The organism is Paenibacillus sp. FSL L8-0644 (assembly GCF_038008165.1).
GTDB lineage: Bacteria > Bacillota > Bacilli > Paenibacillales > Paenibacillaceae > Paenibacillus > Paenibacillus polymyxa_D.
Map to the genome: position 1 here is coordinate 4,908,481 of NZ_JBBOYN010000001.1, position 25,276 is coordinate 4,933,756.

20 protein-coding genes are annotated in these 25,276 nt (G+C 45.1%); 5 read left to right on the forward strand and 15 right to left on the reverse strand.

The annotated features are described in order from the left end of the window. Positions 1 to 112: 112 nt before the first annotated feature. Positions 113 to 502: a helix-turn-helix domain-containing protein gene (locus NSS94_RS22275; protein ID WP_341040149.1), complete on the forward strand. Its 390-nt coding sequence runs from the start codon at positions 113 to 115 to the stop codon at positions 500 to 502. An 85-nt stretch (positions 503 to 587) separates the two neighbouring features. On the opposite strand, the gene NSS94_RS22280 is transcribed toward NSS94_RS22275, so the two are convergent. Continuing rightward, positions 588 to 1,985 carry a helix-turn-helix domain-containing protein gene (locus NSS94_RS22280; RefSeq protein ID WP_341040150.1) on the reverse strand — a complete coding sequence of 466 codons (1,398 nt, stop codon included), beginning with the start codon at positions 1,983 to 1,985 and terminating at the stop codon, positions 588 to 590. Between the two features lie 296 nt (positions 1,986 to 2,281). Here NSS94_RS22280 and NSS94_RS22285 point away from each other — a divergent pair, with 296 nt between their 5' ends. Together NSS94_RS22285 and NSS94_RS22290 are read left to right on the forward strand one after the other, a co-directional pair. After that, a complete protein-coding gene (locus tag NSS94_RS22285) occupies positions 2,282 to 2,857 on the forward strand; it encodes an RNA polymerase sigma factor (RefSeq protein ID WP_029514542.1) in 576 nt (191 codons plus the stop codon). Continuing rightward, positions 2,829 to 3,965 carry a DUF4179 domain-containing protein gene (locus NSS94_RS22290; protein ID WP_341040152.1) on the forward strand — a complete coding sequence of 379 codons (1,137 nt, stop codon included), beginning with the start codon at positions 2,829 to 2,831 and terminating at the stop codon, positions 3,963 to 3,965. The genes NSS94_RS22285 and NSS94_RS22290 overlap by 29 nt, the downstream gene beginning before the upstream one ends. A gap of 60 nt (positions 3,966 to 4,025) precedes the next feature. Here the strand turns inward: NSS94_RS22290 and NSS94_RS22295 are convergent, their stop codons facing one another. From NSS94_RS22295 to ftsE, 9 genes are all read right to left on the reverse strand, one after another. Then, positions 4,026 to 4,388 carry a hypothetical protein gene (locus NSS94_RS22295; RefSeq protein ID WP_029514544.1) on the reverse strand — a complete coding sequence of 121 codons (363 nt, stop codon included), beginning with the start codon at positions 4,386 to 4,388 and terminating at the stop codon, positions 4,026 to 4,028. Between the two features lie 272 nt (positions 4,389 to 4,660). Next, positions 4,661 to 8,725 (reverse strand): glycosyl hydrolase, encoded by a 4,065-nt coding sequence (locus NSS94_RS22300; RefSeq protein ID WP_341040153.1) that lies wholly within the window; start codon positions 8,723 to 8,725, stop codon positions 4,661 to 4,663. Positions 8,726 to 9,022: 297 nt separating this feature from the next. Further along, on the reverse strand, positions 9,023 to 9,406 hold the full coding sequence (locus tag NSS94_RS22305) for a hypothetical protein (RefSeq protein WP_029514546.1): 384 nt from the start codon (positions 9,404 to 9,406) through the stop codon (positions 9,023 to 9,025). A 273-nt stretch (positions 9,407 to 9,679) separates the two neighbouring features. After that, the gene (locus NSS94_RS22310) at positions 9,680 to 10,237 is read right to left on the reverse strand and encodes a class I SAM-dependent methyltransferase (RefSeq protein WP_029514547.1); all 558 of its coding nucleotides are present in this window, start codon (positions 10,235 to 10,237) and stop codon (positions 9,680 to 9,682) included. 177 nt (positions 10,238 to 10,414) lie between these two features. After that, positions 10,415 to 11,731, reverse strand: coding sequence for a PDZ domain-containing protein (locus tag NSS94_RS22315; protein ID WP_341040154.1), 1,317 nt, complete (start codon positions 11,729 to 11,731; stop codon positions 10,415 to 10,417). A gap of 165 nt (positions 11,732 to 11,896) precedes the next feature. After that, positions 11,897 to 13,363, reverse strand: a complete 1,467-nt coding sequence (locus tag NSS94_RS22320; RefSeq protein WP_029514549.1) for a S41 family peptidase — start codon at positions 13,361 to 13,363, stop codon at positions 11,897 to 11,899. A 206-nt stretch (positions 13,364 to 13,569) separates the two neighbouring features. Then, positions 13,570 to 14,853: a peptidoglycan DD-metalloendopeptidase family protein gene (locus tag NSS94_RS22325; RefSeq protein ID WP_341040156.1), complete on the reverse strand. Its 1,284-nt coding sequence runs from the start codon at positions 14,851 to 14,853 to the stop codon at positions 13,570 to 13,572. Between the two features lie 82 nt (positions 14,854 to 14,935). Beyond that, positions 14,936 to 15,853 carry a permease-like cell division protein FtsX gene (ftsX, locus tag NSS94_RS22330; RefSeq protein ID WP_013312238.1) on the reverse strand — a complete coding sequence of 306 codons (918 nt, stop codon included), beginning with the start codon at positions 15,851 to 15,853 and terminating at the stop codon, positions 14,936 to 14,938. Then, complete coding sequence (gene ftsE, locus NSS94_RS22335) at positions 15,843 to 16,529, reverse strand: cell division ATP-binding protein FtsE (protein WP_023990620.1); 687 nt, start codon at positions 16,527 to 16,529, stop codon at positions 15,843 to 15,845. The genes ftsX and ftsE overlap by 11 nt, the downstream gene beginning before the upstream one ends. A 224-nt stretch (positions 16,530 to 16,753) precedes the next feature. On the opposite strand from ftsE, the gene NSS94_RS22340 reads away from it, so the two are divergent. Beyond that, the gene (locus NSS94_RS22340) at positions 16,754 to 18,172 is read left to right on the forward strand and encodes a VanW family protein (RefSeq protein ID WP_029514551.1); all 1,419 of its coding nucleotides are present in this window, start codon (positions 16,754 to 16,756) and stop codon (positions 18,170 to 18,172) included. A gap of 71 nt (positions 18,173 to 18,243) precedes the next feature. Here NSS94_RS22340 and NSS94_RS22345 read toward each other — a convergent pair whose 3' ends face one another. Further along, complete coding sequence (locus tag NSS94_RS22345) at positions 18,244 to 19,395, reverse strand: S-layer homology domain-containing protein (RefSeq protein ID WP_341040158.1); 1,152 nt, start codon at positions 19,393 to 19,395, stop codon at positions 18,244 to 18,246. 265 nt (positions 19,396 to 19,660) lie between these two features. Here NSS94_RS22345 and NSS94_RS22350 point away from each other — a divergent pair, with 265 nt between their 5' ends. Then, positions 19,661 to 20,449: an alpha/beta hydrolase gene (locus NSS94_RS22350; RefSeq protein ID WP_341040160.1), complete on the forward strand. Its 789-nt coding sequence runs from the start codon at positions 19,661 to 19,663 to the stop codon at positions 20,447 to 20,449. A 78-nt stretch (positions 20,450 to 20,527) separates the two neighbouring features. On the opposite strand, the gene NSS94_RS22355 is transcribed toward NSS94_RS22350, so the two are convergent. The 4 genes from NSS94_RS22355 to NSS94_RS22370 all read right to left on the reverse strand — a co-directional run bounded on the left by NSS94_RS22355 (position 20,528) and on the right by NSS94_RS22370 (position 25,253). Then, positions 20,528 to 22,162, reverse strand: coding sequence for a glycosyltransferase family 39 protein (locus tag NSS94_RS22355; protein ID WP_069010684.1), 1,635 nt, complete (start codon positions 22,160 to 22,162; stop codon positions 20,528 to 20,530). A 103-nt stretch (positions 22,163 to 22,265) separates the two neighbouring features. Next, complete coding sequence (locus tag NSS94_RS22360; protein WP_069010683.1) at positions 22,266 to 23,867, reverse strand: ArnT family glycosyltransferase; 1,602 nt, start codon at positions 23,865 to 23,867, stop codon at positions 22,266 to 22,268. Then, positions 23,864 to 24,283 (reverse strand): GtrA family protein, encoded by a 420-nt coding sequence (locus NSS94_RS22365; RefSeq protein ID WP_029514556.1) that lies wholly within the window; start codon positions 24,281 to 24,283, stop codon positions 23,864 to 23,866. Before NSS94_RS22365 ends, NSS94_RS22360 begins: the two co-directional genes overlap by 4 nt. Further along, a complete protein-coding gene (locus tag NSS94_RS22370; RefSeq protein ID WP_029514557.1) occupies positions 24,246 to 25,253 on the reverse strand; it encodes a glycosyltransferase family 2 protein in 1,008 nt (335 codons plus the stop codon). The genes NSS94_RS22365 and NSS94_RS22370 overlap by 38 nt, the downstream gene beginning before the upstream one ends. Between the last annotated feature and the right edge of the window lie 23 nt (positions 25,254 to 25,276).

Sequence of the window (25,276 nt, forward strand, 5' to 3'; positions counted from 1 at the left end):
GTTTATTAAATAGTTCTCACAAAAACTAAATATATAACAATTTAGGCAATACAATTACCTCCACGCCTGATCTGGCTTTGTCTACACTCATACTATAGGAGTGTGGAGGTCTATGGAAACGACGAAACTTATAGGAACGAAAATTCGCCAATTTCGAAAATTGCGTGATATTACACAAGAACAACTGGCAGAAGCATCCGATTCAACAGGCTCCTACATAGGGAAGTTGGAACGTGGTGAAGTCAATGTGCAGATCAAAACATTAGAGAAAATAGCAGAGGCGCTGAACACAAACGTATTTGCATTTTTTAACTTTAATTCATATGAAGAACTCAAAAGCCAGCCCTGGATATGGGGATGTATTCATATTCTTTCCCAGCAGAGTGAAGCAGAACAGAATAAAGCTTATCGGATCATAAAAGAACTGTTCACCTCTTCAGAGGGTGAGCTTTTAGTGAGTAAATCAGGTGATTCGGATGCTAATGATAAATTAAATTCTTAGAATTAGCGGTGCGCCATACTCTCTAAATGTAAAAAAGGCTATGTCTCTCTACCTATAGTAGAAAAGTACATAGCCTTTTTGAGTTTTAAGGCGTCATTTGCTTAATGTTATATTCGACAGCTTTAAGTACTTTTTCATATTCTGCCCGTTGTTCATGTGTCGAATGGTCTTTGTATTTCTCAAACAATAACGTGATAGACCTGATATAGAAAGCCTTATCATTCAACTGTGAGGTTGCTTTGAGACTGTTCAACATACTATCGATCGCCTCAGAATAGTTTCCCTTATTAAAATAATAGCGACTAAGCTCGAGAAAAAAGCGAGAATAGGTCACCAGGTCATAGTTCGTCATATAATAAGAAATATTTGTGCGTAAGTTCCTAGATTCATTAATATTCTCAGCAAAATTGATCAAAATATCGTCCACTGTGTAATTGTAGGTATTGGCCGACTCTATTATGGTTAGTAGTCCAAGTAATATTTCCTGAGGATTATTCCTAATTAGTTCCACATAAGCGGGTAAATTAGTCATATCTCCCATTAGAATTTCTAAATTCAAACGGTTTGCCTCTGCCCACATTTCAAATTTCTGTGCTTCTAAAACTCCCACTTCATCTAGCCCTTTAAAAGAAGTCAATTTTTCATAGTAAGGTATAAATTTCATTGCTTCTTCATACAGCCCTTGCTTTTCAAGGGCAACTCCCTGTATTAAGTAGGCTTGACCATAATAGACGATTAGATGTCTTTCTGTATTTAGAGGCTTGATTTCATGTTTTTTCTGCCTAGTTAGAATCTGCTGTTCAAAAATATTTTTGGTGATCTCCTCAAGTTCTTTAGCATATTGTATAGTTGTCTCACAATCATCAACCTGGTAGTACACATTTGCCAGCTTTAATAAAGCATCCAGTTGATGATTTTCAGGCAAGTTTCTGCGATATGGAGCAAATTTTATAGCTTGTTGACGATTATTCTCCAGATCTTTGTTTAAAGAGCAAGAAAATAGCCTATATTGGCTGACAGCCAGCCGCTCGGAATGATGATACCTTTCGTTCTCTACCACACACTCGTAAAAAGGGACAGCTTCCTTTTCCTTCCCCCCTTTATGCAGTTCTTCTGCAAACTCAAATACTGTAGACACATAGGATAAGTCCTCCGTTAGTCTCGTCAATACCTTTTGAATACACTCCTTCCTCCCCAACTCCACACAACGCAATAAAAAAGGCTTAATCCGTTTCCAGTGCCCTTTCCCCTCGTGAAAGCATTCATCTATGTATAACTCATACAACCAGCCTTCGGGATACCCTAATGCCTTAGTGATCAAGTCCATCTGCCGAACGGAGATTGGCTTGGGTGGGTTACTGTTCAGCATGGTACTGAATGTACCACGGTTAATACCAGATATTTTACTAAAGCTGCTAAATGTATATCCCCTTTGCTTGAGTTCGGTCTCTATCGTCGAGCGGATCGTAGGTGTATGTTTCATTTCAATCCCCCTCAATATAGTTGCAGATATATCGTAAGTCATACTTAACATGTGATTTCGGTCGTAAGAACTTCATTTCATTACAAAATAATTAAAATAGTGAAATATATGGTCTATAAAGTCATTTTATTTTATGATGCCTTAGAAAGAAGCCTTTTTTTTACGAATTCCGTGATAATTGAAAAGTTAAATGAGGTACATCTGGAGAACCATTAAAAACAAACTTCAAGTTTTTTTATTTGAATGTCACAAATGTATATCTTTTTCAGTTATATAGGCAGAAGGGAGGGACGTTAATGGAAAAACTAAATACAGATAATCAAAACGCAGACATTAATCTTGTCATAGAGCAGGTCCAAGCAGGCGACAAACAAGCATACACACATATCATACGGCGTTATCAACAACAGATCTTTTTATATTGCTACTACTTACTTAAAAATCAGGAAGAAGCAGAAGATGCCGCTCAAGAAATATTCATCAAAGGGCTTGAGCACATCCGTCAGTTCGTACCTACAGTTTCTTTTTCAGCCTGGCTTTACAAAATCGCTCAAAATCACTGCACTGACTTATTAAAAAGAAACGCTAGAACATTCAAATCCTTCATTCAGTACAAACTGAACCTAAAGCAACAACCCATACATGAATATACAAATTTAATTCACGAGTTACTGGACCAGCTAACATTAAAAGATCGCCAGATTTTATTATTACGTTCGCTTGAGGATTACAACTACGAAGAGATTGCAACAATTATGGGGCTAAAATCATCCACGATCCGAAAAAGATATGAGCGACTCCGTAAAAAGCTAATTAACTACAATGAAAAGGGAGGAAAACAAATTGAGCATTCATTTAAACCCGGAAGATAAAGAAATCGAGCACTTACAAAAGCTTATTCGGAATACTCCATTACAAGTGGATTTAATAGATAGAACTATGGAACGCTATAGCAATATGAAAACAAGACGTTATAAGCGCTCTAACTCTCGTTCAAAAAGAGTTCGCAATGCCTTTTTCGGAACCTCCGCTGCACTTGTAATGGCGTTTACACTTGTCGTTAGTACTGGATTCATTTCACCAACAATGGCTGCATCCTTAAAACAAGTTCCAGGTATGAATTCTATATTCCAGCTAGCTGGTGATCTTGGTTTACAAACAGCGGACGAAAAAGGGCTACTATCCAAACCAAATCTTAATGACACTCACGATGGCCTGACTCTCAGCGTACCGGAAGTTATGTTTGATGGAACACGTATATCCATTGCCTTAGAACGGCAAACCACTGACAAAAGATTTTTAAACACCGAATTACCCTTATTACTTGATGATTTAATACTTTCCATTAATGGAGAAGACATACACTCTTATGCACCTGCTAACACTAGCAACTCCATTGATCCTTATACGATACCTGGGAAAAATTCTAATTCAACAATTATACAATTTTCAGATTTACGTAACCAGGGAGGGAGGCCTTTCCCAGATAAGTTTAATTTAACAGTCTCCATGCCTGTCTCCGGCATTAAGCAACCATTTAAAATAGAAATTCCTGTGGAAAAGAACACCAAGAATAACTTGGTTTTTACACCGTCTCTCAAGCGAAAGTATTCAAACATTGACTATACCCTAGAAAAAGTTGAGCTCACACCGATTACAACCAGCATCACTACTCGCATAAAGCTACCTACTAATTCGAAAATTTCGTCACTTCCTTTTTTGGAGTATGAAATTTACGATGATAAAGGAAAACAACTAAAATTTATAAGCAACAACGGTTGGAGTGCTACGGATGGAAACGTTCTGATAACTGATTCACGTTTTGAACCTTTCACCTCTCTCCCCAAATCAATTACTATAAAGGTCGACAAGGTTATCTTAAGAAAAGATGATAAGAGCAAATTTGAATTAGACAAAGATGGAAATCCAAAAATAGAGTATTTCCCTGATCTAGAGATTACTTACCCGATTAATCCATGATAATAAATAAGTGAAGGAAGTGAAGCGTACTTCACCTCCTTCACTGCATATAAGTACTATCTATCTTCTAACATCAAAAGTATAAACTCCAAGCTTGTCTCCATTAGATTTATATGCGGCTACTTGGGCTGTTCCATAACCGATCATCTTAGCTTTATTTCCATGAAGTTCGACAACATCACTTCCATACAAAATCATCCAGTTAGAACCTTCCATAGCATATGAGCTACCTATACCTAATTTAAGTGGGGGAGTATCTTGCTTTGTAATAGGTGGCTTTTCTCCATTGGCAGGACTAAAGGTTACGGTTACTTTTGCTGGAGCTCCAACAGATATTGTTGAACTTACTGGTGAAGCCGAAGCTACTCCCCCTAAAGATAAAGCTAACGCGGAAATTGATAGTGCTAAGATTGCTTTTTTCATTTGTCATTTCTCCTCTTTAATAGTCTTCTTTAAAAGTTCTTAAGCTACTAAACACCTTGCTTTATGTCTGTGGCTACGTTTCTGTTACATTTTCCAACCCCCTTCCTTCTAATTAATTCCATTCTAATTCTTGATATGTTACAAAAAGAATAGAAATAAACATATCATTTCATTTTTTACAAAATAATCATATAGATGGCTTCTCGTATAAAAAAATGAGCAGGTAGGATACAAATCCCCCTGCTCATTTCAGCGATAGTATTTATATCATTTTAATTAGCTGTCGGTTCGGTTCCCCAAACAAGTACCCCATTATGATACAACGTAGCTTTCGTATGATCGGCGAATGAAGTTTGCGTGCCTTTATACGAGTAATCGTCACTTTCGTTATAGTTCGACCAGTCTGTTTTATGAATACGAGTTTGAATTCCGCCCGTGCTTCCTCTAGGTGCTAACACGCCTGCATCCGAGTTGAAGCTGACTTCCAAATAATAATCAGCGCCGGTGACGGCCTTATCCATTTTAACCAGTTTACCATTCAGCTTTGAGCAGCTCAGCATTGCATAGTCGCAGTTGAATGTCTGCTCACGGTCACCGTCGATCGTGTAGTAGTAGCGAATTTTCAACTCGTTGATCGGTACGGAGGCTGTACCTTTGTTTACAATTTGGAAATGCGGGTTCAAGTGATTGTCGTTCACATTTGTATCCGCTGTGCGATACTGGAGCACCAGTCCCGTTGTCGGCTGCTGAGTATCCGCTTTCGGTGCTGCGCTAGCCGTGTTCGAAAGCGTTTGACCTGCATCGTTCTTCGCTACGACTTGGTAATAGTATATCGTGTCTGCCGTTACGGCTGTGTCGGTGTAGCTGCTTTCGTATACATCGCTCGCTACGGTGGCGAACGTACCGTTTTCAGCCGTCGAACGCTTCACTTCATAGCTTGCGGCATTCGCCGATGCTGTCCAGCTCAGCTTTACTTTCGCCGTTTCGCCCGCTGCGTTCAGCGTGAAGCTGCCCGGTACTGATGGTTGCTCGGTAATGCCATACGTTTTTAAGTTAGTCGGGAGCTTTTCAAGCGTAATGACGTTCGGATGATTATACACTTTTTTCAGATGCTCCAGACTGTTTTGTTTGCCGTCTCTCAGGAAATCCCCATACCATGTAGCGAACCAGCTCCAATGGGCTTGATACGCCTTCATCAGATCAGGGTCCGGGATAGGTCCGTTTTCGCTCATGGCAACTAACTTTTTGTCCTTGCCCAATGTAACAAGGTCTTCGTATTTTGCAATCTGCGGGCTGTAGTCGCCTGCTTGCGGATAAGAGTCAAAGCTCAAAATATCCACATACTCATCTCCCGGATACCAATCCGGAGCAACAGAATTCCATACCCAAATCAAATTGTTCAGTTTGTGCACATTCGTCAAACGGTCATGCATCAAAATATACAATTTTTTAACAGGCTCAGGGCCTTTGGCGCCCCACCAGAACCATTTGCCTTCCGCTTCGTGCAAAGGACGGAACAGCACAGGAACTTTCGCATCCTGCAACTTCTTCAATTGCCCCGCAATTACATCGATGTCGCGAATAAGCAATGTATAATCTTCGGACTCTGGATGATTCATCGCATATTCGATATCGAATGTAGTTGAATCGTCATAAAAGCCTCTCCACCATTCTTTTCCCTGCGTATCGATCAGACCTTTCGGTGCGTTCCAATGCCATGCAAAGGTAACAATGCCCCCTTGCTTATCCCATGCAATCGCCTTTTCCGTCTCTGTGGAACTAAGACCGTGTTCCGCTCTGCTTGGCGAATAGTCGATCAGGTCAAGCGCTGCAATTGCTGGTTTTTTACCTACATTGGCTTGAAGCCAATCAATTTCGTTTATCTCCTCCTGACCAGAGAGCATATTCTTCCCGTATTGATCAACCAGGTAGTTCATCAATGCTCTTGCTTCTATCGTCGCATTCGGATTAATGAGCGTTTTGGTTACCGCATGCGGTGGACGGTCAGTAGCTGGCTCCAGCTTGACATAGTCGATATCATACCAGCCCCAGCCTGTTTCAAAACCGATCGTATTGGCCCCTGCATTCAACAGAACCTTACCACCGGAAGTCTCTTTAAAATCAGCCGATTTCGAAAGTATCAGCTCGCCAGACGCTTTGCCGTTTAAAGAGAAGTTCGTGCGTTTGTCATCATGAGGAGAACGGTAGCCGATTGTAAGATTGTACAAGCCTGCCGCCTCTGCCTGAATCGTCATCGCCAGGGAATCCCCCGGATTGTGGAAATTAGTTACATAACCAGTACCTGAGAAGCCAGTCCCGCTGGATTCCACAATGGTTCCCTTCAGCGTGCCCTCTTCGGCTTCATAGCGATTGGATCCGTCTACAGGCGCTCGAGGAACCGCTTTCAAAACATTGGATTCGCTTATTCCCGCCTTTGTTTTTGCGGTTATTTTATAATAATAAGAAGTGCCGTTCGTTACGTTGGTATCTGTATAAGACGTTTCGACCAAGTTGGATGCTACAGCAGTAAAAGGACCGTTTTCATACGTAGCCCGCTGTACACTGTACCCTACAGCTCCGCTGGAAGCGTCCCAGGATAAATCGACTTTCCCATCGCCAGCCTCAGCCCTCAGCGCAAAGCTTTCAGGACCTTCCACAGGTGGCACAGACGTATCATTGCCAGCAGTCAAGACGATATGATAAGCCGTCAATGGTGGTACTGTATAGGTAAAGCGGTTGCCTGAAATTTGCGTGATTGGTGCGGATTCCTTAATTTGCGAGCTATTTTTGTCGAAGCCCCATACTTTACCGGAACCGTAAGTCGTCTCGCCGGAAAGATCAAATTGGGCGCCGAATGCGCTGTCCATGCTTTTATTCATGACAACGAGGTGCAGTTCTTTGTAGGATGCATCTGTTACGGAAGCATGCACCGAGCTATTAACAATATCCGACGTTTGCGCGTTAACGCTGATATCACCGAAAGTAGAGCTTTTTCCGTCATAATTGCGATAAAGCTTGTAAGCGGCACTAACGTAGTTGTTGGCACCCTCCTTTAACTTCCAGTAGTTTGCCATATATACGTCGTTTTTGCCCAAGATGCCCAACACATCGGCCATAGCGATACCGCCAGAAATATCATTTTCACCGCCATAGCTATACTCAGTCAAAGCCAGCTTGGTTCCCGGGTAATACTTATCCACCGACTGCTTTAATCGAGGCAATAAAGGCAAGAATTCACTGTTCCATTGAGCGATCCAGCTATCTTCCTTGTAGGTCGGATCCCACAAAGTACGAGGCGCCTGCATTCTGGCTTTCTTCGTTTCGTCATTGCCTACCTCATTCGTAATTCGTATGCCTCCGCCCATCGCTTCGGGATACCAGTGGACGTCGAAAACATCCAGCAATCTCTTGCCTTCAGCTTGCGAGCTAAGGCGCATTTGATCCAGGTAATAGTCCACGAACCAGCTGTAGTTGCCTTTTACAGAGTTCCAATCAGGTGCGGTTTGAAGATCTGTATAGGCGCCAAAACCGTAAAGAACGGGCCCAAAAATTTCCGCACCCGCGTCAACCGCTTTAACAGCTTTGGATAAGCTTACCGACCGGTCTACCAACTCTTTGGCTCCGACCTTTTCACCATGAATGCGCGGATGCGTGTGCGACCAGAGAGCGGGTTCATTGTCGAGCGCATATCCTTTCACGCCCGTCTTTGTTGAAGCAACGCCGTACTTTTTCACTAAAAAGTTGACGAATTCATCCGCATAAACCTGATTGTCATTCAGATCAGGCTGTAGTTGAAACGGCGCATTTTTAGCGTTTACGACCTGATTCCAACGAGCAGAAGGGGCCTTTTCACTTTCCTGCACACTTCCGTTTCCATCCTTGGCCACATAACCAGCCATCGGCAGCGTGACTAAAGAATATGTGCCCTGCTTCAGCGATTGATCGTGAAACGAGGTTGCCACCGCACCTGGCTTTTCACATTCGGCTTTTGTCAATCCGGCGTTGTCGCATAAATAGCTATCGCTGGACTGCATCCAGTCACTTCCTGCATTGGACATATTGTTTTCCCAGTTATATCCGGTCATTCGATTGCCACCAAGTCGTCTGGCAGTCAGATTCTCATCGCCTGCCAATTCCTGATTCGTACCGTAAATATAAGGGCTAATCGGCTTACGATCCTTGGATGTATCGACTTTAATGGTAACGGTCTTTGCCGTTTGACCGTGAACTACAGTTGGAGTCGGTAGAGCCCCCCCTACTATAATCGTGCATGCCATGACGACCGGCAGCCATTTGGAACGTTTGGACCAAATACCACTACTATTTTTCTCCTTCATGCCGCTTTCCTCCTTTAAGTTTGAAAAGAGCGGCACCCATACGAGTGCCGCTCTACAAGGCTTTAAGGCTCCTGATTCCAAACGAGTTTATCGTTCTGGTACAGCGTCATATCCCTGCTTGAAATGTTCCAGCCGAAGACAACACCCTCTTTCTTTGAAACTGGATTTATAATATTACCTTAACACAAAGGTATATTGACATTTTTAACTATTGTTTTAATTAGCTAGTATTAATTTCTTAAATAACCATATTGCTTGAGTATCCCAATAGCTCTTGCTTATCCACACTCGTCCTTCCTACCGTACTTTATCCTTTTGAATAAGCTTATAATAGATGCGCGCAGGCTCTGATTCTCCAGTGGATAAAATGTATTCTGCCAAAGGTGCGCACAGCTTTTGGAGGTAAAAGGAGTATAGTAGCTCGGCCGTGTCAAAATGAATTTTCAACACCTGCTTCATCAAACCTTCGAATTTGGAGTAATCCAGTTCTTCCGGGGTAATATCAAACGGGTACTCAGGAAAGGTTTTTTTCTGAATTTCAACAAACTGCTCCCTAAGCTTCGGTTGATTGCCTGAACGGGCAGCCGAGAAATTCATCATAAAAAAAGATACAAAGTCCGTCTCACGATCACTTAACTTATAGTACTCACACCAACGCATGAATATCAGTGGTTTTACCATATATAAATCTCCTTTAACAAAAGTTCAGATTTATCATGAATCTTACAAAAATCTAGTGGGTTCCATCTTATGTAATATATAGGTTAAGCCCCATTTTAAAATATGATTCCTTAAATGAATTTTGCTTTTTAACATATCCCCTCCTTATATATCTATGAAAGTGCACAACAAAAAAAGACCGTTTCAGTATCTTAATGACGCTGACCAAGTCTTCTCATAATCATCCGTATAATCGCATTCGTATTTATTCTAATCTTCTACATAGCTGCAAGGTTACAGGCTGCACGTGAACACATAAGCGGGCGGGACATTGCAGTTTACCTTTTTAATCTGAATGTCAGCAAAAAAGGTGCGGAAAAAATTGTGTTTGACCTTGCTGTACTGGAACGTAATAAATTTGCCTTCCTGGCCCAAAACCTCAGCCGTTTGTCCCAAAATAAGGCTAGATAACGCGCCTGGCAGGCTGGTGAAAGGGAGCCCTGATACGACATAATCCACTTTTGGAACCTCATACTGTCGTATATACTGCGCTACATGCTCAGCCGATCCATGAATGATGTGTACCTTCTCCAAGTGTCCGTACTTGCTTTGTAGCGTTTTGTAAAACGATTCATTAGCTTCAATCACTAAAAGTAGCGTTTCTGGACGCTTGTTCAAAATCAGCTCTTGCGTAAACACACCGGTCCCTGCACCATATTCAATAATGCACGATGCTTTGTCAAAGTAAATCGGTGTGGCAATTTGTTTGGCCAACTGTCTTGAGCTGGGTATAACAGCGCCTACGCTGCGTGGATGCCTGATGTACTCTCGAATAAAGTGAATCGCGTTCATCTTTTCCTCTCCCTGCTTGACACACATGATAGACATTCGGTTCATCGACGCTTCTTATTACATATTCATTGTATACCGATCAGAATATTGATTTCAAGCAGGCTACTGTCGGCATATAAAAAGAGCGTAGCCTTATTCGACTCTAATCAAATAATGACTACCCTCTTATTGTAACATCTATTTGTTCATGGTATCCAACTGTGTACCCTCTGCCTGCGATGCCTGTCCAGCTTTACGTCGTCGAGCGCCTATATGCATGGCAACAATCCGATAGATGGAGGCCGGCTGTAGGGATACGGCCCAGCTCGCGTCTGCATCCGGTGCAAGCACGACCCCTAGCTGGTGATGATCGCCATCGTACATGCCTCGCTGCACAAACTTGCTCTCGCCTTGCAGATTGCGTACTTCCAGCTTGCAAAAGGCAGAATTGATCCGCAAGGCCTGGTGTAACTCGGCACGGGTATTCACAATAACTCCATTCACGCGGTAAATGGCCTCGCCCGGCAGTATGCCCATGGCTGTCGCCGGACTGTCTGGCAGCACAGCGAGCACACGCATCCCTTGCTCCGGATGGACAAACATCGGGCTAAGACGACTTTCCTCCATATTACCATACCAGATCAGTGCCTCATGAGCCAGAAAAGAGAATAACGCTGCTAACAATATCAGCGGACTCCACCATGCAGCCAGCAAGCTCAGCAGAAGTAAAGCCACACTGTACAGAAGCAAGCGGTTCGAAGTGAGTACCGCCTTCTGTCGTGGTAGCTGGCCTAGCGTCACGCTGCTGAAGCCCATCAGGACTGGTAAGGCTGCCAGCATATACCCGGTTCCGGCATCGCCGCCGACCAACGGTGTCCAGGGAAGCATGAATCCTCCCTGAGTGGGTACCAGCAATAACAACGGAATGGGCCAGAGATCTTCCATCCGATAGCCGCCAACCAATCTCCCCCGTTTGCCCTCGACAAACAGTGGAGTGGCAGCTTTCCCCCCTTGCCAGCGAACCAACAGCGCCTCAGCCACATGCAGCACGGCGACCAACACCAACAGTGCTGGAATATCCAATCCGCGGATAGCTGTTACTGAAGTTCCGAGCACTCCCACAGGTTGCCAGCCACTGGCCACATTTAGGAAAAATTGAACCACACCTAGCAGACCTACCGAATAAGCGAGACACAGGTAACGGACGCGTACCAGCATGAGCAGTAATGTTGCTACCCACAGGCACACGATGGAAGCCGGGTTCAGATGCACGCTGACGAACATTCCCAGAACGGATAGCGCCATTCCAGCAAGCAAACCACTCCATACGACACGCCAGGTCTCTGAGGCCCAGCTATGCATTTTAGTATGAAATAGCTTGCGCTCCAGCAGCATTTGCTGACGATAACCAAGTGCGACAATGAGTATTGAGATATAATAAAACGGCTGCATAAGCAGGTATAAGCAAGCATTCAAGACGCTCCATCCCCATTGTAATGCCCATTCCAAGTCCATTCACACTCCCTTATGCCCCTGGCCCGCTGTATAGCGGATCACGTACACTTCATATCCATTTATTCTATATGAAATTGCCAACGTAGGGAAGACAAACCGACAGACTGCAAATAAATCCCAATATAAAAGGAGGCTGTTTCCAGCCCCCTTGTTGTAGCCTCACTATTATTTCGCTACGCTTGTCTTCATTTCCTTCCGAATCTCTTCAATCCCCTGCTTGAGTTGATTATCATTTTTCGGATCACGAATTTTCTCAATCAGCTTGGCTTCCATCGCTGCTGCTGTCTTCGCATCAATGATGCCACTAGCCGTCAGCTTCGCTTGTTTTTGAAAAGCAATAACAGAGCTTTCAGTTACTTTGTCAAAATAGCCATCCTCGCGACCTGGTTTGTAACCCAAACCTTGCAGAATGATTTGTGCATTTTTCACATCACTGCTATTCATATTGTATTTCAAGGACTTTTCCTTGTTCAGCGGTGCTGCTGTGAAGTATTCAGGCTGTTCCACCGCGATGTTCGGCTTAATCCCTTTTTTATGAATCCACGTTCCATTTGGCGTTAACCATTTGGCAATCGTAATTTTGAGCAGGCTACCGTCACCCATTTGCTTGTCATAGCTGGTTTGTACAGTACCTTTACCAAAGGAGTTTTCCCCGATCAACACAGCACCTGCTGATTGCTGGAGAGCACCTGCCAGAATTTCGGACGCACTTGCGCTACCTTTATTCATTAGCAAAGTCACAGGGTAATTTTTACGTGAACCTTTGGATTTCTCTTCTTCACGCTTCTGATTCTTGTCTTCCACTTGTACAATCGTTTTGCCGGAAGGTACAAATTGCTGCGCAATCTCAATGACAACGGAAAGCACGCCGCCCGGGTTATTACGCACGTCAATGACGAGCCCTTTTAGCCCTTGCTTCTCGAGCTTCGCCAACTCTTCCTTGAATCGTTCTGCTGTATTCAAGGAGAACTGGGTGATCGTGATGACGCCTACACCGTCGCTTTCCATATGAGCTGTTACAGTTTCCATATCAATATTGTCACGGGTAATCGTGTATTCGAGCGGATCAGGAGAGCCACTGCGCTGAATTTTGACTTTCGCCTGACTGCCTTTAGGTCCACGGATTTTGGAAACGGCCTTGTTCAGATCCAATCCGTCCAGTGTTTCACCATTAACAGACAAAATAATATCCTTAGAGCGTAGCCCTGCCTTTTCAGCCGGCGAGCCTTTAATTGGCGTGACTACAACTACTTTTCCGTTTTCAGCCGCTACTTCAGCTCCGATCCCGGTAAAAGAGCCTTCTATAGATTGCTCGAACTGTTGTGCAGTTTCTTTACCCATATAAGAGGAATACGGGTCGCCGAGCGACTCCATCATACCATTGATGGCGCCATCCACCAGCTTGGTACGATCCACATCCTGATAATATTGTCCCTGAATCAGGTCCATCGCCGTCTCGATTTTGCGGATATCACTTCTGGAGGTAGAACTGCTACCTGTCACACTCGCCAGCAGTCCTTCGCCCAGAGCGCTGTTCCCTACTGTAGTCGTTCCAGTATAGGCAAAAGTGAGCAGACTGCCGCCAAGCAGCCCGATCACCATCAAGAGTATCGCTGTACTTTTTTTCAACATCTAATCGTCCACCGCCTTCTCGTTATCTTGTATCCTATTGCCTTACAACGCATATCCATCCACGAAGTATACGTCTAGCTTGTACGGAATATGTTAATTGTATCCTACTCCGTGTCTCAATGCACATGTTCTTCATCGGATATTAACCATTACAGCAAAGCCCTATCTACAACCGTAATGGCTATAAATAGGGCTTACCTTATTTACTATAAATAGTTCATCGGATTTACAGGTTTGTTATTTTCGCGCACCTCAAAATGACAGTGAGGTCCCGTGGAATTGCCCGTCGAACCAACTTCTGCAATTTTTTGACCACGTTTCACAGTCTGCCCCGTATGAACCACCGTACCGCCATTGCGAATGTGTCCGTATAGGGTCCATAGTCCGTCTCCATGGTCAATTACAACTGTGTTTCCATAACCACTCCACCACTCGGCAACAATGACAACACCGTCTTCAGCTGCATGAATATCAGTTCCCTGCGGAGCCGCCATATCAATACCTGTGTGGCCTTTAAGCTTGCCAGTAATCGGATGTACCCGCATGCCAAAAGTAGATGAGAGTCTGTAATGAGATACAGGTAAAGCCAACGTACCTGATCCACCCGTATACGTACTGGCTGCCGCATGGCTGGAATTCGAGGCAGCGCCTGAGGAAGAAGATGCATATCGTTTGGCTTCAGCCGCACGTGCAGCCGCTCTGGCGCGTGCTGCTTTGGCAGCCTGCTCCGCTCTGAGCTTGTTCTTCTCCTGCACCAGACCCACACGTTTGTTCGCGAGGGCTACCAGCATGTCATTTTGCTCTTCGCTGATTTCATCTGACTCCGCAATATCATGATCATAATTGGAAATCAGTCTTTGCTTCTCTTTCTCCTTCGAATTCAGTTCTGCTTTGGCGCCCTGCTTGAGCGCATACAGCTTCTTGGCATTTTTATATTCCGTATCCAGCTGCTTCTTCTTACTTACGACCAGAGCCTTGTCCTTTTTATGCTCGTCCAACAGGATTTGATCCTGCTCCACGATCGTTTTCAGGGAATCTACCCGGCTAAGAAAGTCACTAAAACTGGACGAAGACATCAGCACGTCCATATATGAGACGGTTCCATCCGTATACATCAAACGCACACGAGTTTCCAGCATTTTTTCCCGTGACTGGATACGATCAATGGCCTCAGCTAAATCTTTTTTAGTCGCACGCAGATTATCTTCCGTTTGATCAATCTGAACCGCAACACGAGTCAGCTGATCACTGACACTGTTAATCTGAGCAAGCACAATTTTTAGGTTTTGCACGGTTTTATTTTTGTAATGTTGGGCATACTGTTTATCTTGAGCAGCCTTTTCCTGTTGTTGCTTGGCAGATTGGGCCTGCTTTTCCAATTTGTTCAGCTGCGAATTGATCTCACTCATGCTTTTGGCATATCCGTCAGAAGGCTGGATTAGCAATGCGGCTAACAAGGTAGCGGCCAACACAGATCCTGTTTTTTTCAACTTGCACTCCCCATCCTTTATCGCAAAATAACACCGGGCTTCCCCGTTCTATTAAATCGACCACGACGTCATCCAGCGCTTCTTATACTTTTAAGAACTTGCGCATGGACAGGGTACTGCCAACAATTCCGACCAGCATCCCCAAAATAATCAACAATGCACTCAACTGAATCCAAATGCCTTCAAGTGGCATAAGCTTCAACATATTCAGAGCTATATCGCCCTGAACGGCGGTCAGCAAACGCTGATATCCAGTAAATAAAATACCCACGGTAATCAGGGAACCAATGAGACCAATAAGCGCTCCTTCAATAAAAAACGGCCAGCGTATAAAAAAGTTGGTCGCACCGACCAGCTTCATAATGCCAATCTCTCTTCGTCGTGCCAATATGGTCACGCGAATCGTATTCGAGATGAGGAACATGGACATGATCGCCAGTCCAGCGACGAATATAAAGCCTACATTACGAATGAGCTTCGTAATCGTAAAGAGCGTCTCTACGGTGCCTTTTCCATAACGAACCTTTAAAATCGGTTTCTCTGGATGCAACGTATTCAGCTTCTCAATCTTTTCGGCCACAAATGGAACCGTTGTTGGTTCAATAACCTCTACCACAATTTTGTCCGGCAGTGGATTGCTGTCCTTGTCAAAACCCTCCAGCAGCTCCTTGCCGCTGTCACCCAAATCTTTGCGCAGCTCTTCCAAACCCTGAGCTTTAGTCACAAAGGTCGTTTTGCTGATTTCTGGCATCGCCGCGATTTCCTTTTGCAGTGTTTCACGCATGTTTTGCTCTACATTCAGCTCCAGAAATACGTTAACCTCCACCTGACTATCTGCCTGATCAGCCAGGGAATTGACGTTGAGCACCAGCATGATAAATACGCCCAATATGAGCAGTGACACAATAATCGAGGTGACGGATGCCACGGACATCCAGCCATTGCGGAATATGTTTTTGAAACCTTCCCGCACATGACGTAAGAAGGTGTTAAAAGTCATATCCGTACTCCCCTCTTACCTGATCCCTTACGATGTTGCCATTTTCAATGGCAATCACGCGTTTACGCATAGAGTTCACGATGTCCTTATTGTGGGTCGCCATCACAATGGTCGTGCCTCGAAAATTAATTTCGTCCAGCAACTGCATGATCTCCCACGATGTTTCCGGGTCCAGATTTCCCGTAGGTTCATCGGCAATGATCACGGAAGGATTGTTTACGATGGCCCGTGCAATCGCTACACGCTGTTGCTCCCCACCGGAAAGCTGGGCAGGCTCACGATTCATTTTTGTTTTCAAGCCAACCAGTTCAAGCACTTCGGGTACCCGTTTGCGAATCAGCTTCTTGGGAGCTTCAATAACTTCCATAGCAAAAGCCACATTCTCATAAGCCGTCAAACGCGGCAAAAGCCGGAAATCCTGAAAAATGACTCCGATGTTACGACGAACGTAGGGAATTTTACGCTGCTTGAGCTTCCCGATATTAAAACCATTGACTGAAATTTGCCCCTTGGTAGGTACTTCTTCTCTATAAATAAGCTTCATAAAAGTCGATTTCCCCGCTCCAGACGGGCCGACTACGTATACAAATTCATTGCGGTCAATTCTGACCGATACTCCTTGAAGTGCGTGGGTTCCGTTAGTATAGGTCTTCCACACATCCTGCATTTCAATCACTCGATCACTTCCCGTTGCTTAATCATATTACGCATAACCTAATATCCATTCGACATATTCCATGCATTTCCTTTAAAAACTTCTCTATTTCATCATACCGTTTATCATTGTAACAAATTTGTTACCTAAATAGTACCGAAAGTTTTCTGCTTTTGGCACATATATATGAATATTATGGCACACGAGTACGCTATCAAGCTTATCAGACAGGAGACATCTGCATTATGAAAAAAATTCATTTATCTGTCATTTGGATATGGTCTGGTGTTCTGGCGCTAGCCATGTTGTGGGGAGGACTTCATCTGTACGCCGACAGACAAACACTGCCGGAGGGAGTGAGGGTCGGAGGAATTAACGTAGGAAGCATGGATCACACAGCCGCTCTTCGGCTGGTGGATAAAAAATTGGATGCATTGAAGCAACGTCCACTACTTCTGACGGACAGTGACAGCAGTGCACAGGATATAAAAATTACACTCGGGGAAGCAGGAATTCATTATAAAGCGGAGGCATTTCGGAATGCCGTGACGGCACTCAGCTCGGAGCATCTATGGACTCGTGTGCAGACACGTTTTAGCTTCGAGAAGGAATGGTCTATCACATCTTTCCGACAGGAGGAGATATTAAGGGCCCAATTCGGAGCCGATTGGGAGGAGCAACGATATGGCATGCCTATCAATGCTGTGCGACAGATTGACGGGAATGATCAGGTTCGTTATATTCCGGGGCGCTCTGCCCGACGCCTAGATTGGCCCAGATTGGACGCCGCACTAGATAAGGCGCTGCCCAAGGATTTTACCGCTTCGGAAGAGCCCGTACGAGTGGAATTACCTTTCCGTCAGCTGGAACCGAAAATTTCGGTGGACAGTCTACGTAACGAAGGGATTGAGCGCAAAATTGTCCAGTTCTCCACCAGTCTGGGCAGCAGCTCGGAAGGACGCGTGTACAACGTTAACTCAGCGGCAAGCACCGTTGATGGTTTAATTCTCAAGCCGGGTGACATTTTTGACTATGGCCAATTGATTGCCAAGGCTGAGCGCACTCATGGCTTTCGTGAAGCTCCAGTGATCGTGAACGGTCAGTTGGAGTCCGGTATAGGCGGGGGGATTTGTCAGGTATCCAGCACGGTGTATAATGCAGCGCTGCGAGTCGGTTTGGACATTGTTGAGCGCCGCAACCATTCCTTGCCGGTCAGCTATCTGCCCAAAGGTCAGGATGCGACTTTCGCTACGGGGTCCATTAATTTCCGTTTTAAAAACAATACAGGCAAGCATTTGTTACTTCGTGCGGCTGTCCAAAACCGAACACTTACTGTTAAATTTTTTGGTACATTTCCGTCCAATATTTCGTATGAACTGGAATCCCATACGGTTCGCGTACTTCCCATACCGGAGAAAAGACTCCGTAATGACTCACTTTCCCCCGGCTTCTATCAAGTACTTCGGCAGGGCAAAGAAGGGTATGTGGTAGAAACATTTCGGGTAAAAAAGGTAGACGGAAAAGCCGTAGATCGCACCCGAATCAGCCGCGATACGTATCGAGCGCAGCAACGCATTATAGCTAGTTATGGCGGTGGCACATCGTCTGAGCCACAAACACGTGAACCCGAGAAGTCTATTGTCGAGGATGGTATAAGCGAATAAACGAAAAATCCCCCTTCCATTGTCGGCTGGACTTGTTCCAGACAGAATGAAAGGGGGATTTTAGCTATAAATTACTCGCTGCGTTTACCCAAAACAGAAATTTCTACAGGCTCACTTTCGTTACCGTCTGCATCTTTAGCTTTGATTACCAGTCTAACCGTTGCTTTTTGAGTAAGCACACTGATACTAAATGTGCCATCATCTTTGGCTACTGCACTACCGATAGGCAGTTCGTTGGAATAGGCGGTTACTGTGGAACCTGCTTTAGCTGTCCCCGTAATTGTACTTTCTCCGTCATACACATCGTTGACTTTCAGTACTCCCGTAGTTGCAACTGTGTCTGTAGTGCTATCTGTAGTCGTATCCGTAGTTGTGTCTGCATCTGTGTTGGTATCTATTGTTGTAGAGTTGTTCGTAGTCGTGCTATCTGTGCTGGTATTTGTGCTGCTATCTTCTGTTTCGCTGCCAGAAGTAGTCGACGTGTTACCATAAGTGGAATCTGTCACGTTGCTGTATGTGGAATCCGTTACCGTTCCACCAGGAGTCGTCGTCAGATTATCAACAGGGCTCAGGTTGTAGCCGGAAGCAGCGTCCAGAATAGCAATTGCCTCTGCACGAGTCAGCGACTTCAGTGGCTGAAATTTACCATCCGGATAACCGTTGATGATTTTTTGCTCCGCAGCTGCCGCTACACTTTTCTTTGCCCAAGATCCAATTTTGTCGGAGTCAATAAATTTAGTAACATCTGCTGCGTTACCCGCAGTGAGTCCAATAGCTTTGCCTACGATAGCCGCAGCCTCTTGACGTGTTACCTTACCATTTGGTTTGAGCTTGTTACCTGCATAGCCGCTTATGTAACCTGCATTCACGGCACTTGTCAGCTCGTTGTATGCCCAGTGAGAAGCTGGTACATCTGTGAACGTTCTGCCTCCATTACCGTTTACTTTTACACTGTCCGCATACGTTACGTCTGTCACAGCTGGAGTATCCTGCGTGAACGTACCCAAGCTGCGGTTCAGAAGAACAATAAATTCTGCACGTGTGATTGCCGCATCCGGTTTTACCGCGCCGTCCAATTGTCCTGTGGCTGACCAGCGTTGCACCTGATCTCCTGCCCAATGTCCATTTGTAGTTTGAGGAGCAGCTGCCGCTGCGCTGAATGCGCTAAGAATAAGACCTGTACTCAATAAACCTGTAACTGTATTTCTTAACTTTTTTCCCATGCTATAAATTCCTCCTCTGATTGGATTCATCATTCTTTTTTAAACACTTTACCAGAAATCAAACCCAAATAACCCCCAAATTAAAAAAATCGTCCCATATAACCATACCCCCTCCTAATGTAGGATAAATAAGAAACGGGACTTAATACCTAGTCGCTCACTTGGATATGTATATTTAGACAGGCTAAGGTATACTGAATGAATACTCAGTCATATGCTGAACACCGCAATGAGGTCACAAACCCCTAGGAAAAGAGGTCTTCTTATGGCTCTTATTCAATGTCAGTTTTATTCGGAAGTTCTTGGTCTGAGCACATCCATGAATGTTATTCTTCCTCAGGCAACCCGTTCACAAATTGGACTAGAGGGCAAGCAAGGAACCGGGCCACATCCGACGCTGTATTTGCTGCATGGCCTATCGGACGATGATTCAACCTGGTTGCGTCGAACCTCCATTGAACGCTATGTGGCCTCATTGGGCCTGGCTGTCGTTATGCCCCAAGTACATCGGAGTTTCTATACGAATATGGAGCAAGGAGCGGCTTATTGGAGCTTTATCAGTGAAGAATTGCCGGCTTTGGCACGTTCATTCTTTCCTCTATCCGACAAGCGTGAGGATAATTTTGTAGCCGGACTTTCTATGGGTGGATATGGTGCTTTCAAACTGGCACTCCAGCATCCAGAGCGGTTTACAGCCGCTGCCAGTCTTTCGGGAGTCATGGATTTACACGCATCACGCACCGATCCTATGCAAAATGCGATGAGTCCAGCGGAATGGCTTAACATTTTTGGGCCAGATGAAATACGCGGAACAGATCACGACTTGCTAGAGTTGCTACAACGTCATGCTGCCTTGGGGACCTCACTCCCCCGACTCTACCAATGCTGCGGTACGGAGGATTTCTTATATAAGGGGAATCAGACTTTTCGTGAAACATGTAGTACCGTCGGGGTTCCGCTGACCTACGAAGAAGGTCCTGGAGCGCATGAATGGGGATACTGGGACGCGAAAATTCAGGATGTTCTGGCATGGCTACCGCTCAAAGAGCACTAAACAGGTTAAAAAAATCCCCGTAGCTTCTCTCATCGCACCATGGCGAAGGGATAGGCTCGGGGATTTATTATATGCACATTAGGGATTTGTTGTGGTCTCCGTTGATGGAGATTCTTTAGTTAGTGACTTAGGCAGTACTTTATACAGGCGCCACTCGCCATTAAACTCACGTTCAAGCTGAACCCATGGGGCACCATGTTCATATAAGTTCGGATATACCATATTGATTTTACTCAGTGGCATGCCTGACATGATCTTAGGTACAAGGATATAATCCACATGGTGATCCTGCGGATAACTTAATGCCTTATTGAACGAATAATCGCTGGTGATCAGGAAGCGTTTAGGATGTTGGCTGTAAACAATCATGGTGTAGGCTGAAGCCGAATCGGTCATAATGGTAGACTTCGGCAGATGCTCATCCAACCAAACGGCAATCCTACGATCTGACTCCTGTCTCACATAGTTCACATTACCTGTCCGTGTGAGAAAGCTGTTCTCATCCGGTGCAATATCCGGGCGAGTCAACGCATAGGAAAGTAATCCAGCGGTAAGCAGCAGACTGACGGATACCAGGCCAAAGGCTGCCCTCCGCCATCGTCCCTGAAGCTGGCTCAACTCATAAGGCAACCAGGCTATGGTAATTGGGAATACATACATAAAATAACGAAACCATCCATACGAAGATTGCTTCATCATAAGTAAAAACTGCAATCCCGGCACTGATAGGAACAGCAGCAAAATAATCAGGGTTCCCCATCGGAACAAGCGTCCACTCAACAGACGAATGAACAGAATAGCCAACAACGGTACCGAATACCAAAGTGTTTTGGAAGCAATAAATTTCAAGGCTACCAGCGGATTGGAGAAAATCTCTACAAACTTATCATCATTCAGCAGCTCTGCCGATTGGGCCGTGTTCGAATACTCCGAATTCAGGAAGTAAAAAGCATTCCCCATAATGAGATAGTTAAAGAAAATCCATAACAGCCCGGAAAAGACCACGGGGAGCAGAAGCAGTAACCACGTTGCCTCGACCTTGTGCAGTTTTTCTCGCAAGGCCAGCTCGCGTCTGCCCATGTTTCGATGGAGAAACAAAACCGCCAAGACCACGCCACCTGCCATTGCCACGCCCAGAGGAACCGCTTCATAACGAGTCCAGAACGCCATGGCAAGCGCTAATCCAGAAACAATCAGACTTGCCGTCATGCGATCCTTGAGCCACAATGCAAACTCAATCACCGTCATCATAATGAAATATATGTATAGCGAATCACTCAGCCCATTGGCACCAAACAGTAAAATAAACGGATTCAGTGCATACAACAAAGCCAGCAGCAAGCTCATACTAGAGCTAAGCCCTGTTCTGACACCCGCCCGATATAGCAACATAGCGGTCAAAGCAGAAAAGGTAGCACTCAAAATAATAGCAGCCAATCCATAGGTGGCTAATGCCGGAAAGATTGGATACAGCAGTAGAATCACCATTTCCAGAAGACTGGGTAGTGGATTCCAGATAAATCCGATGGCGCCCAGATGCGGGTCGCGGCTGTACAGCACGTAAAATGCGTTAGCTACGCGACTGAGCGCGTCTGTGTGCATATATCCCAGAACATAGCTGAAATAGATGCCCGCAGAAAGTTCCAATGCAAGTATAAATACAAACAGACCTATAGCCATCCATCTGCTTGCAGACCATTTGCGAAAGGACATTCCTCTCGTTCCCCCTCAAACTTCTTGCGGTGATACAGCTGTAGCCCACTCACACCCTACAGCTGTATTCTTCCCTCCGCTACGATGCACTAAAATATAATAATTATTTCGATTCTTCATGCTCTATTTTGTACAGTCGCCACTGCCCGTCAAAGTCATGTACCAACGAGGCCCACGGCGCTCCCTTTTCGAATAAATCAGGATAGCTCCGGTTTACCTGATCCAGCGGTACCCCATCCACCAAGCGCGTGACCAAGACATAATCCACCTTGGAAGCAGGCAGATCTATTAAAGATTCCCCAAAATCATAATCACTCGTAATCATAAACTTCTTCGGAATTTTGCTGCTCAAAATGATCGGATAGGCGGCATAAGAATCTGTCAAAATAAGAGATGAACCATAATACTCATCCAGCCACGGCGCTATTTTCCGCTCAATAATTTGACGTTCGTAGCTTTCATTACCACTATGCGTCAAATAGCTGTGTTCATCTGCTGCAATCGCGGGGTTCGTCAGTGCGTAGGATAACAAGCCTGCTGTTACCAACATCCCTGCCGTTACCAGTGAGATTCCGATCCCCCGCATTTTCCCCTTCAACAGACTAAGCTCATACGGCAGCCAAGCAACCGTAATCGGGAATACATACATAAAATATCGGAACCAGCCAAACGAAGAATGCTTAAACATCAGTAAAAGCTGAAGCCCGGGTACCGATAAAAAGATTGCTAATAGCGTAAGCGTGCTCCAACTCCACAGACGTTTGTCCAATAGGCGTATAAGCAAAATGGAAATTAACGGAGCCGCATACCATAAGGTTCGTTGCCCGACAAACTTTAGCATCAGCACAGGGTGAGCAAACATTTCTACAAAGCGCTGATCCTCTAACAAAGCCGCTGATTGTGTGGAATTGGAATATTGCGAGCGTAAAAAGTAAAGCGGGTCGCCCATGATAATCCAGTTAAAAAAGAGCCACAGCAAACCGGAAAAGACAAGCGGCAGCAACAATAGAAGCCATGTCGCTTCTACCTTGTACAGGCGCTCTTTTAAAGACAATTGCGTTCTAACGCTCTCTCTGTTTGTACGCCACCGATGCAGAAAAAAGATCGTCAGCAATACACCCAAAGCCATCGCAACGCCAAGCGGAACCGCTTCATAGCGCACCCAAAAAGCGAGTGCAAGTGCAAAACCGGATACGATCAAATTCGCCGCCTTGCGATCCTTCAACCACATACAAAATCGACTCACTGTCAACAGGATGAAAAAGATATATGGCGAGTCACTTAAGCCGTTGAAGCCAAACAGAAACATAAATGGATTCAGTGAAAATAATAGCGCAATCAGCAAGCTGGTTGCACCGTGAAGCCCCAACTGTTTGCCCGTCGCATACAATAATGCCGCGCTCGCCCCTGCAAACAGGCTGCTCACAATCACTGCCGCCAGCCCGTGGGAAGCGAGTACTGGAAATAAAGGATAAAACAACAGCACGATCAGTTCCATCAAACTGGGCAGCGGATTCCATACAAACCCGATAGCACCCAAGTGTGGATCACGACTGTATAGCACATAAAATGCATTAGCCACTCGACTAAGCGCATCGGTATGCATATAGCCAAGATGCCATGCAAAATACACACCCACCGCCAGTTCAAGAGCAGCAATAAAAGCAAACAATGACAGCAATTTTCCGTGTTTTCTTAAAATCATGAAACCTCTTTCTGACGCTGTTGCGGAACGGAGAAGATCCAGTAGCGGTTCCAGAAATAATTATGAACAGGCACGATGATGGTAGTTAGTACTTCACCGATCAGATACGACCAACCGATCCAGTGAATGGTCACGTACATCAGGGCGGCATTTAAGAGTAAGCCACAGGTACAGACCAATAAATATTTAAGAAACTGGGTGCGGCTTCCCTCACCGGTAGGCTCGAACGTCCAGTTTCGGTTCAGCACATAGGAAACGAGCAGCGTAACCACGAATCCTATTGTAGTAGCCATTACTGCAGGTACCGTAAACAGCTCCACCAGCAGCACAAGTACACCAACATGGATACCTGTACCCAGCAGTCCTACAATACCGTATTTAATGATTGGATACTTTAGATATGAACGTCTGATCATGTTGATTAAACTCCCTGTCCACCCACAATCGGTCAGCATTCGCCCGTTTATCTGCTATCAGATAGCGAGGTCTAGCTTTGACTTCGTGATATATGGCGGCAATATATTCTCCTACTACTCCGATCGACAGCATGAGTACACTGCCGATAATCAAGAGCAGCAAAATGACAGTGGTAAAACCGGTCACAGCGTCACCCATTAATTTACGCATTAACGTCTGAATCCCCAATACGACTGAAATCAGCATAAAAATGAGGCCCATCAGACTTACAACCCGCAATGGTACTGTCGAAAACGAAACGATCGCTTCTGCTGCCAGTCGAGTCAGCCCTAACGGACTCCAGCGGCTTGGACCCTCTTCGCGTGGAGCCACTCGGAAAGAAATCTGGGTTTTACGGAAACCGAGCCAGGCCGTCATTCCGCGAAAAAACGGCATCCGCTCTGGCATCGCCATCCAGGCATCCACCACTCGTCGATCCAGTAGCTTATAATCGGAGGCATCCTTGAGATTAAAGCCCGTCAAGCGGTTCAAGGTCGCGTAGAACAAAGAAGCTCCAAGCTTTTTGCCCACCGACTCTTCTCCCCGGAATTCTTTCACACATTCGACCAAATCATAACCTTCATTTTGCCATAAACGCACCATTTCTCCAATCATCTCAGGAGGGTGCTGCAAATCACCGTCCATGACAATGATTGCATCGCCAGAGGCATTTTCCAGACCTGCGCACAACGCCAGTTCCTTACCGAAGTTCCGACTCAACCGGAGCGCGAGCAAAGAGGGCATTCGATGGGATAATTCAGACAATTTAAGCCACGTATCGTCCTTGGAACCATCATCTACAATGATGAGTTCATAGCGTGAGGTGACAACAGACAGTACCCCATCAATCACCTTAAGCGAACGCTCAAGATGCGAGCTTTCATTGTACATGGGAATGACGACGGATAAAAAAGGTGTTTTTGTCTCCATTCTTGCTCCTTCTTTCTTCATAT

Coding starts and splice junctions, on each gene's coding strand:
- NSS94_RS22340 (WP_029514551.1), top strand. CDS start 16,754: ATGAAAAAAATTCATTTATCTGTCATTTGGATATGGTCTGGTGTTCTG.
- NSS94_RS22345 (WP_341040158.1), bottom strand. CDS start 19,395: ATGGGAAAAAAGTTAAGAAATACAGTTACAGGTTTATTGAGTACAGGT.
- NSS94_RS22285 (WP_029514542.1), top strand. CDS start 2,282: ATGGAAAAACTAAATACAGATAATCAAAACGCAGACATTAATCTTGTC.
- NSS94_RS22305 (WP_029514546.1), bottom strand. CDS start 9,406: ATGGTAAAACCACTGATATTCATGCGTTGGTGTGAGTACTATAAGTTA.
- NSS94_RS22295 (WP_029514544.1), bottom strand. CDS start 4,388: ATGAAAAAAGCAATCTTAGCACTATCAATTTCCGCGTTAGCTTTATCT.
- NSS94_RS22360 (WP_069010683.1), bottom strand. CDS start 23,867: ATGATTTTAAGAAAACACGGAAAATTGCTGTCATTGTTTGCTTTTATT.
- NSS94_RS22365 (WP_029514556.1), bottom strand. CDS start 24,283: ATGATCAGACGTTCATATCTAAAGTATCCAATCATTAAATACGGTATT.
- NSS94_RS22310 (WP_029514547.1), bottom strand. CDS start 10,237: ATGAACGCGATTCACTTTATTCGAGAGTACATCAGGCATCCACGCAGC.
- ftsX (WP_013312238.1), bottom strand. CDS start 15,853: ATGACTTTTAACACCTTCTTACGTCATGTGCGGGAAGGTTTCAAAAAC.
- NSS94_RS22320 (WP_029514549.1), bottom strand. CDS start 13,363: ATGTTGAAAAAAAGTACAGCGATACTCTTGATGGTGATCGGGCTGCTT.
- NSS94_RS22315 (WP_341040154.1), bottom strand. CDS start 11,731: ATGGACTTGGAATGGGCATTACAATGGGGATGGAGCGTCTTGAATGCT.
- NSS94_RS22280 (WP_341040150.1), bottom strand. CDS start 1,985: ATGAAACATACACCTACGATCCGCTCGACGATAGAGACCGAACTCAAG.
- NSS94_RS22355 (WP_069010684.1), bottom strand. CDS start 22,162: ATGTCCTTTCGCAAATGGTCTGCAAGCAGATGGATGGCTATAGGTCTG.
- NSS94_RS22350 (WP_341040160.1), top strand. CDS start 19,661: ATGGCTCTTATTCAATGTCAGTTTTATTCGGAAGTTCTTGGTCTGAGC.
- NSS94_RS22300 (WP_341040153.1), bottom strand. CDS start 8,725: ATGAAGGAGAAAAATAGTAGTGGTATTTGGTCCAAACGTTCCAAATGG.
- NSS94_RS22370 (WP_029514557.1), bottom strand. CDS start 25,253: ATGGAGACAAAAACACCTTTTTTATCCGTCGTCATTCCCATGTACAAT.
- NSS94_RS22275 (WP_341040149.1), top strand. CDS start 113: ATGGAAACGACGAAACTTATAGGAACGAAAATTCGCCAATTTCGAAAA.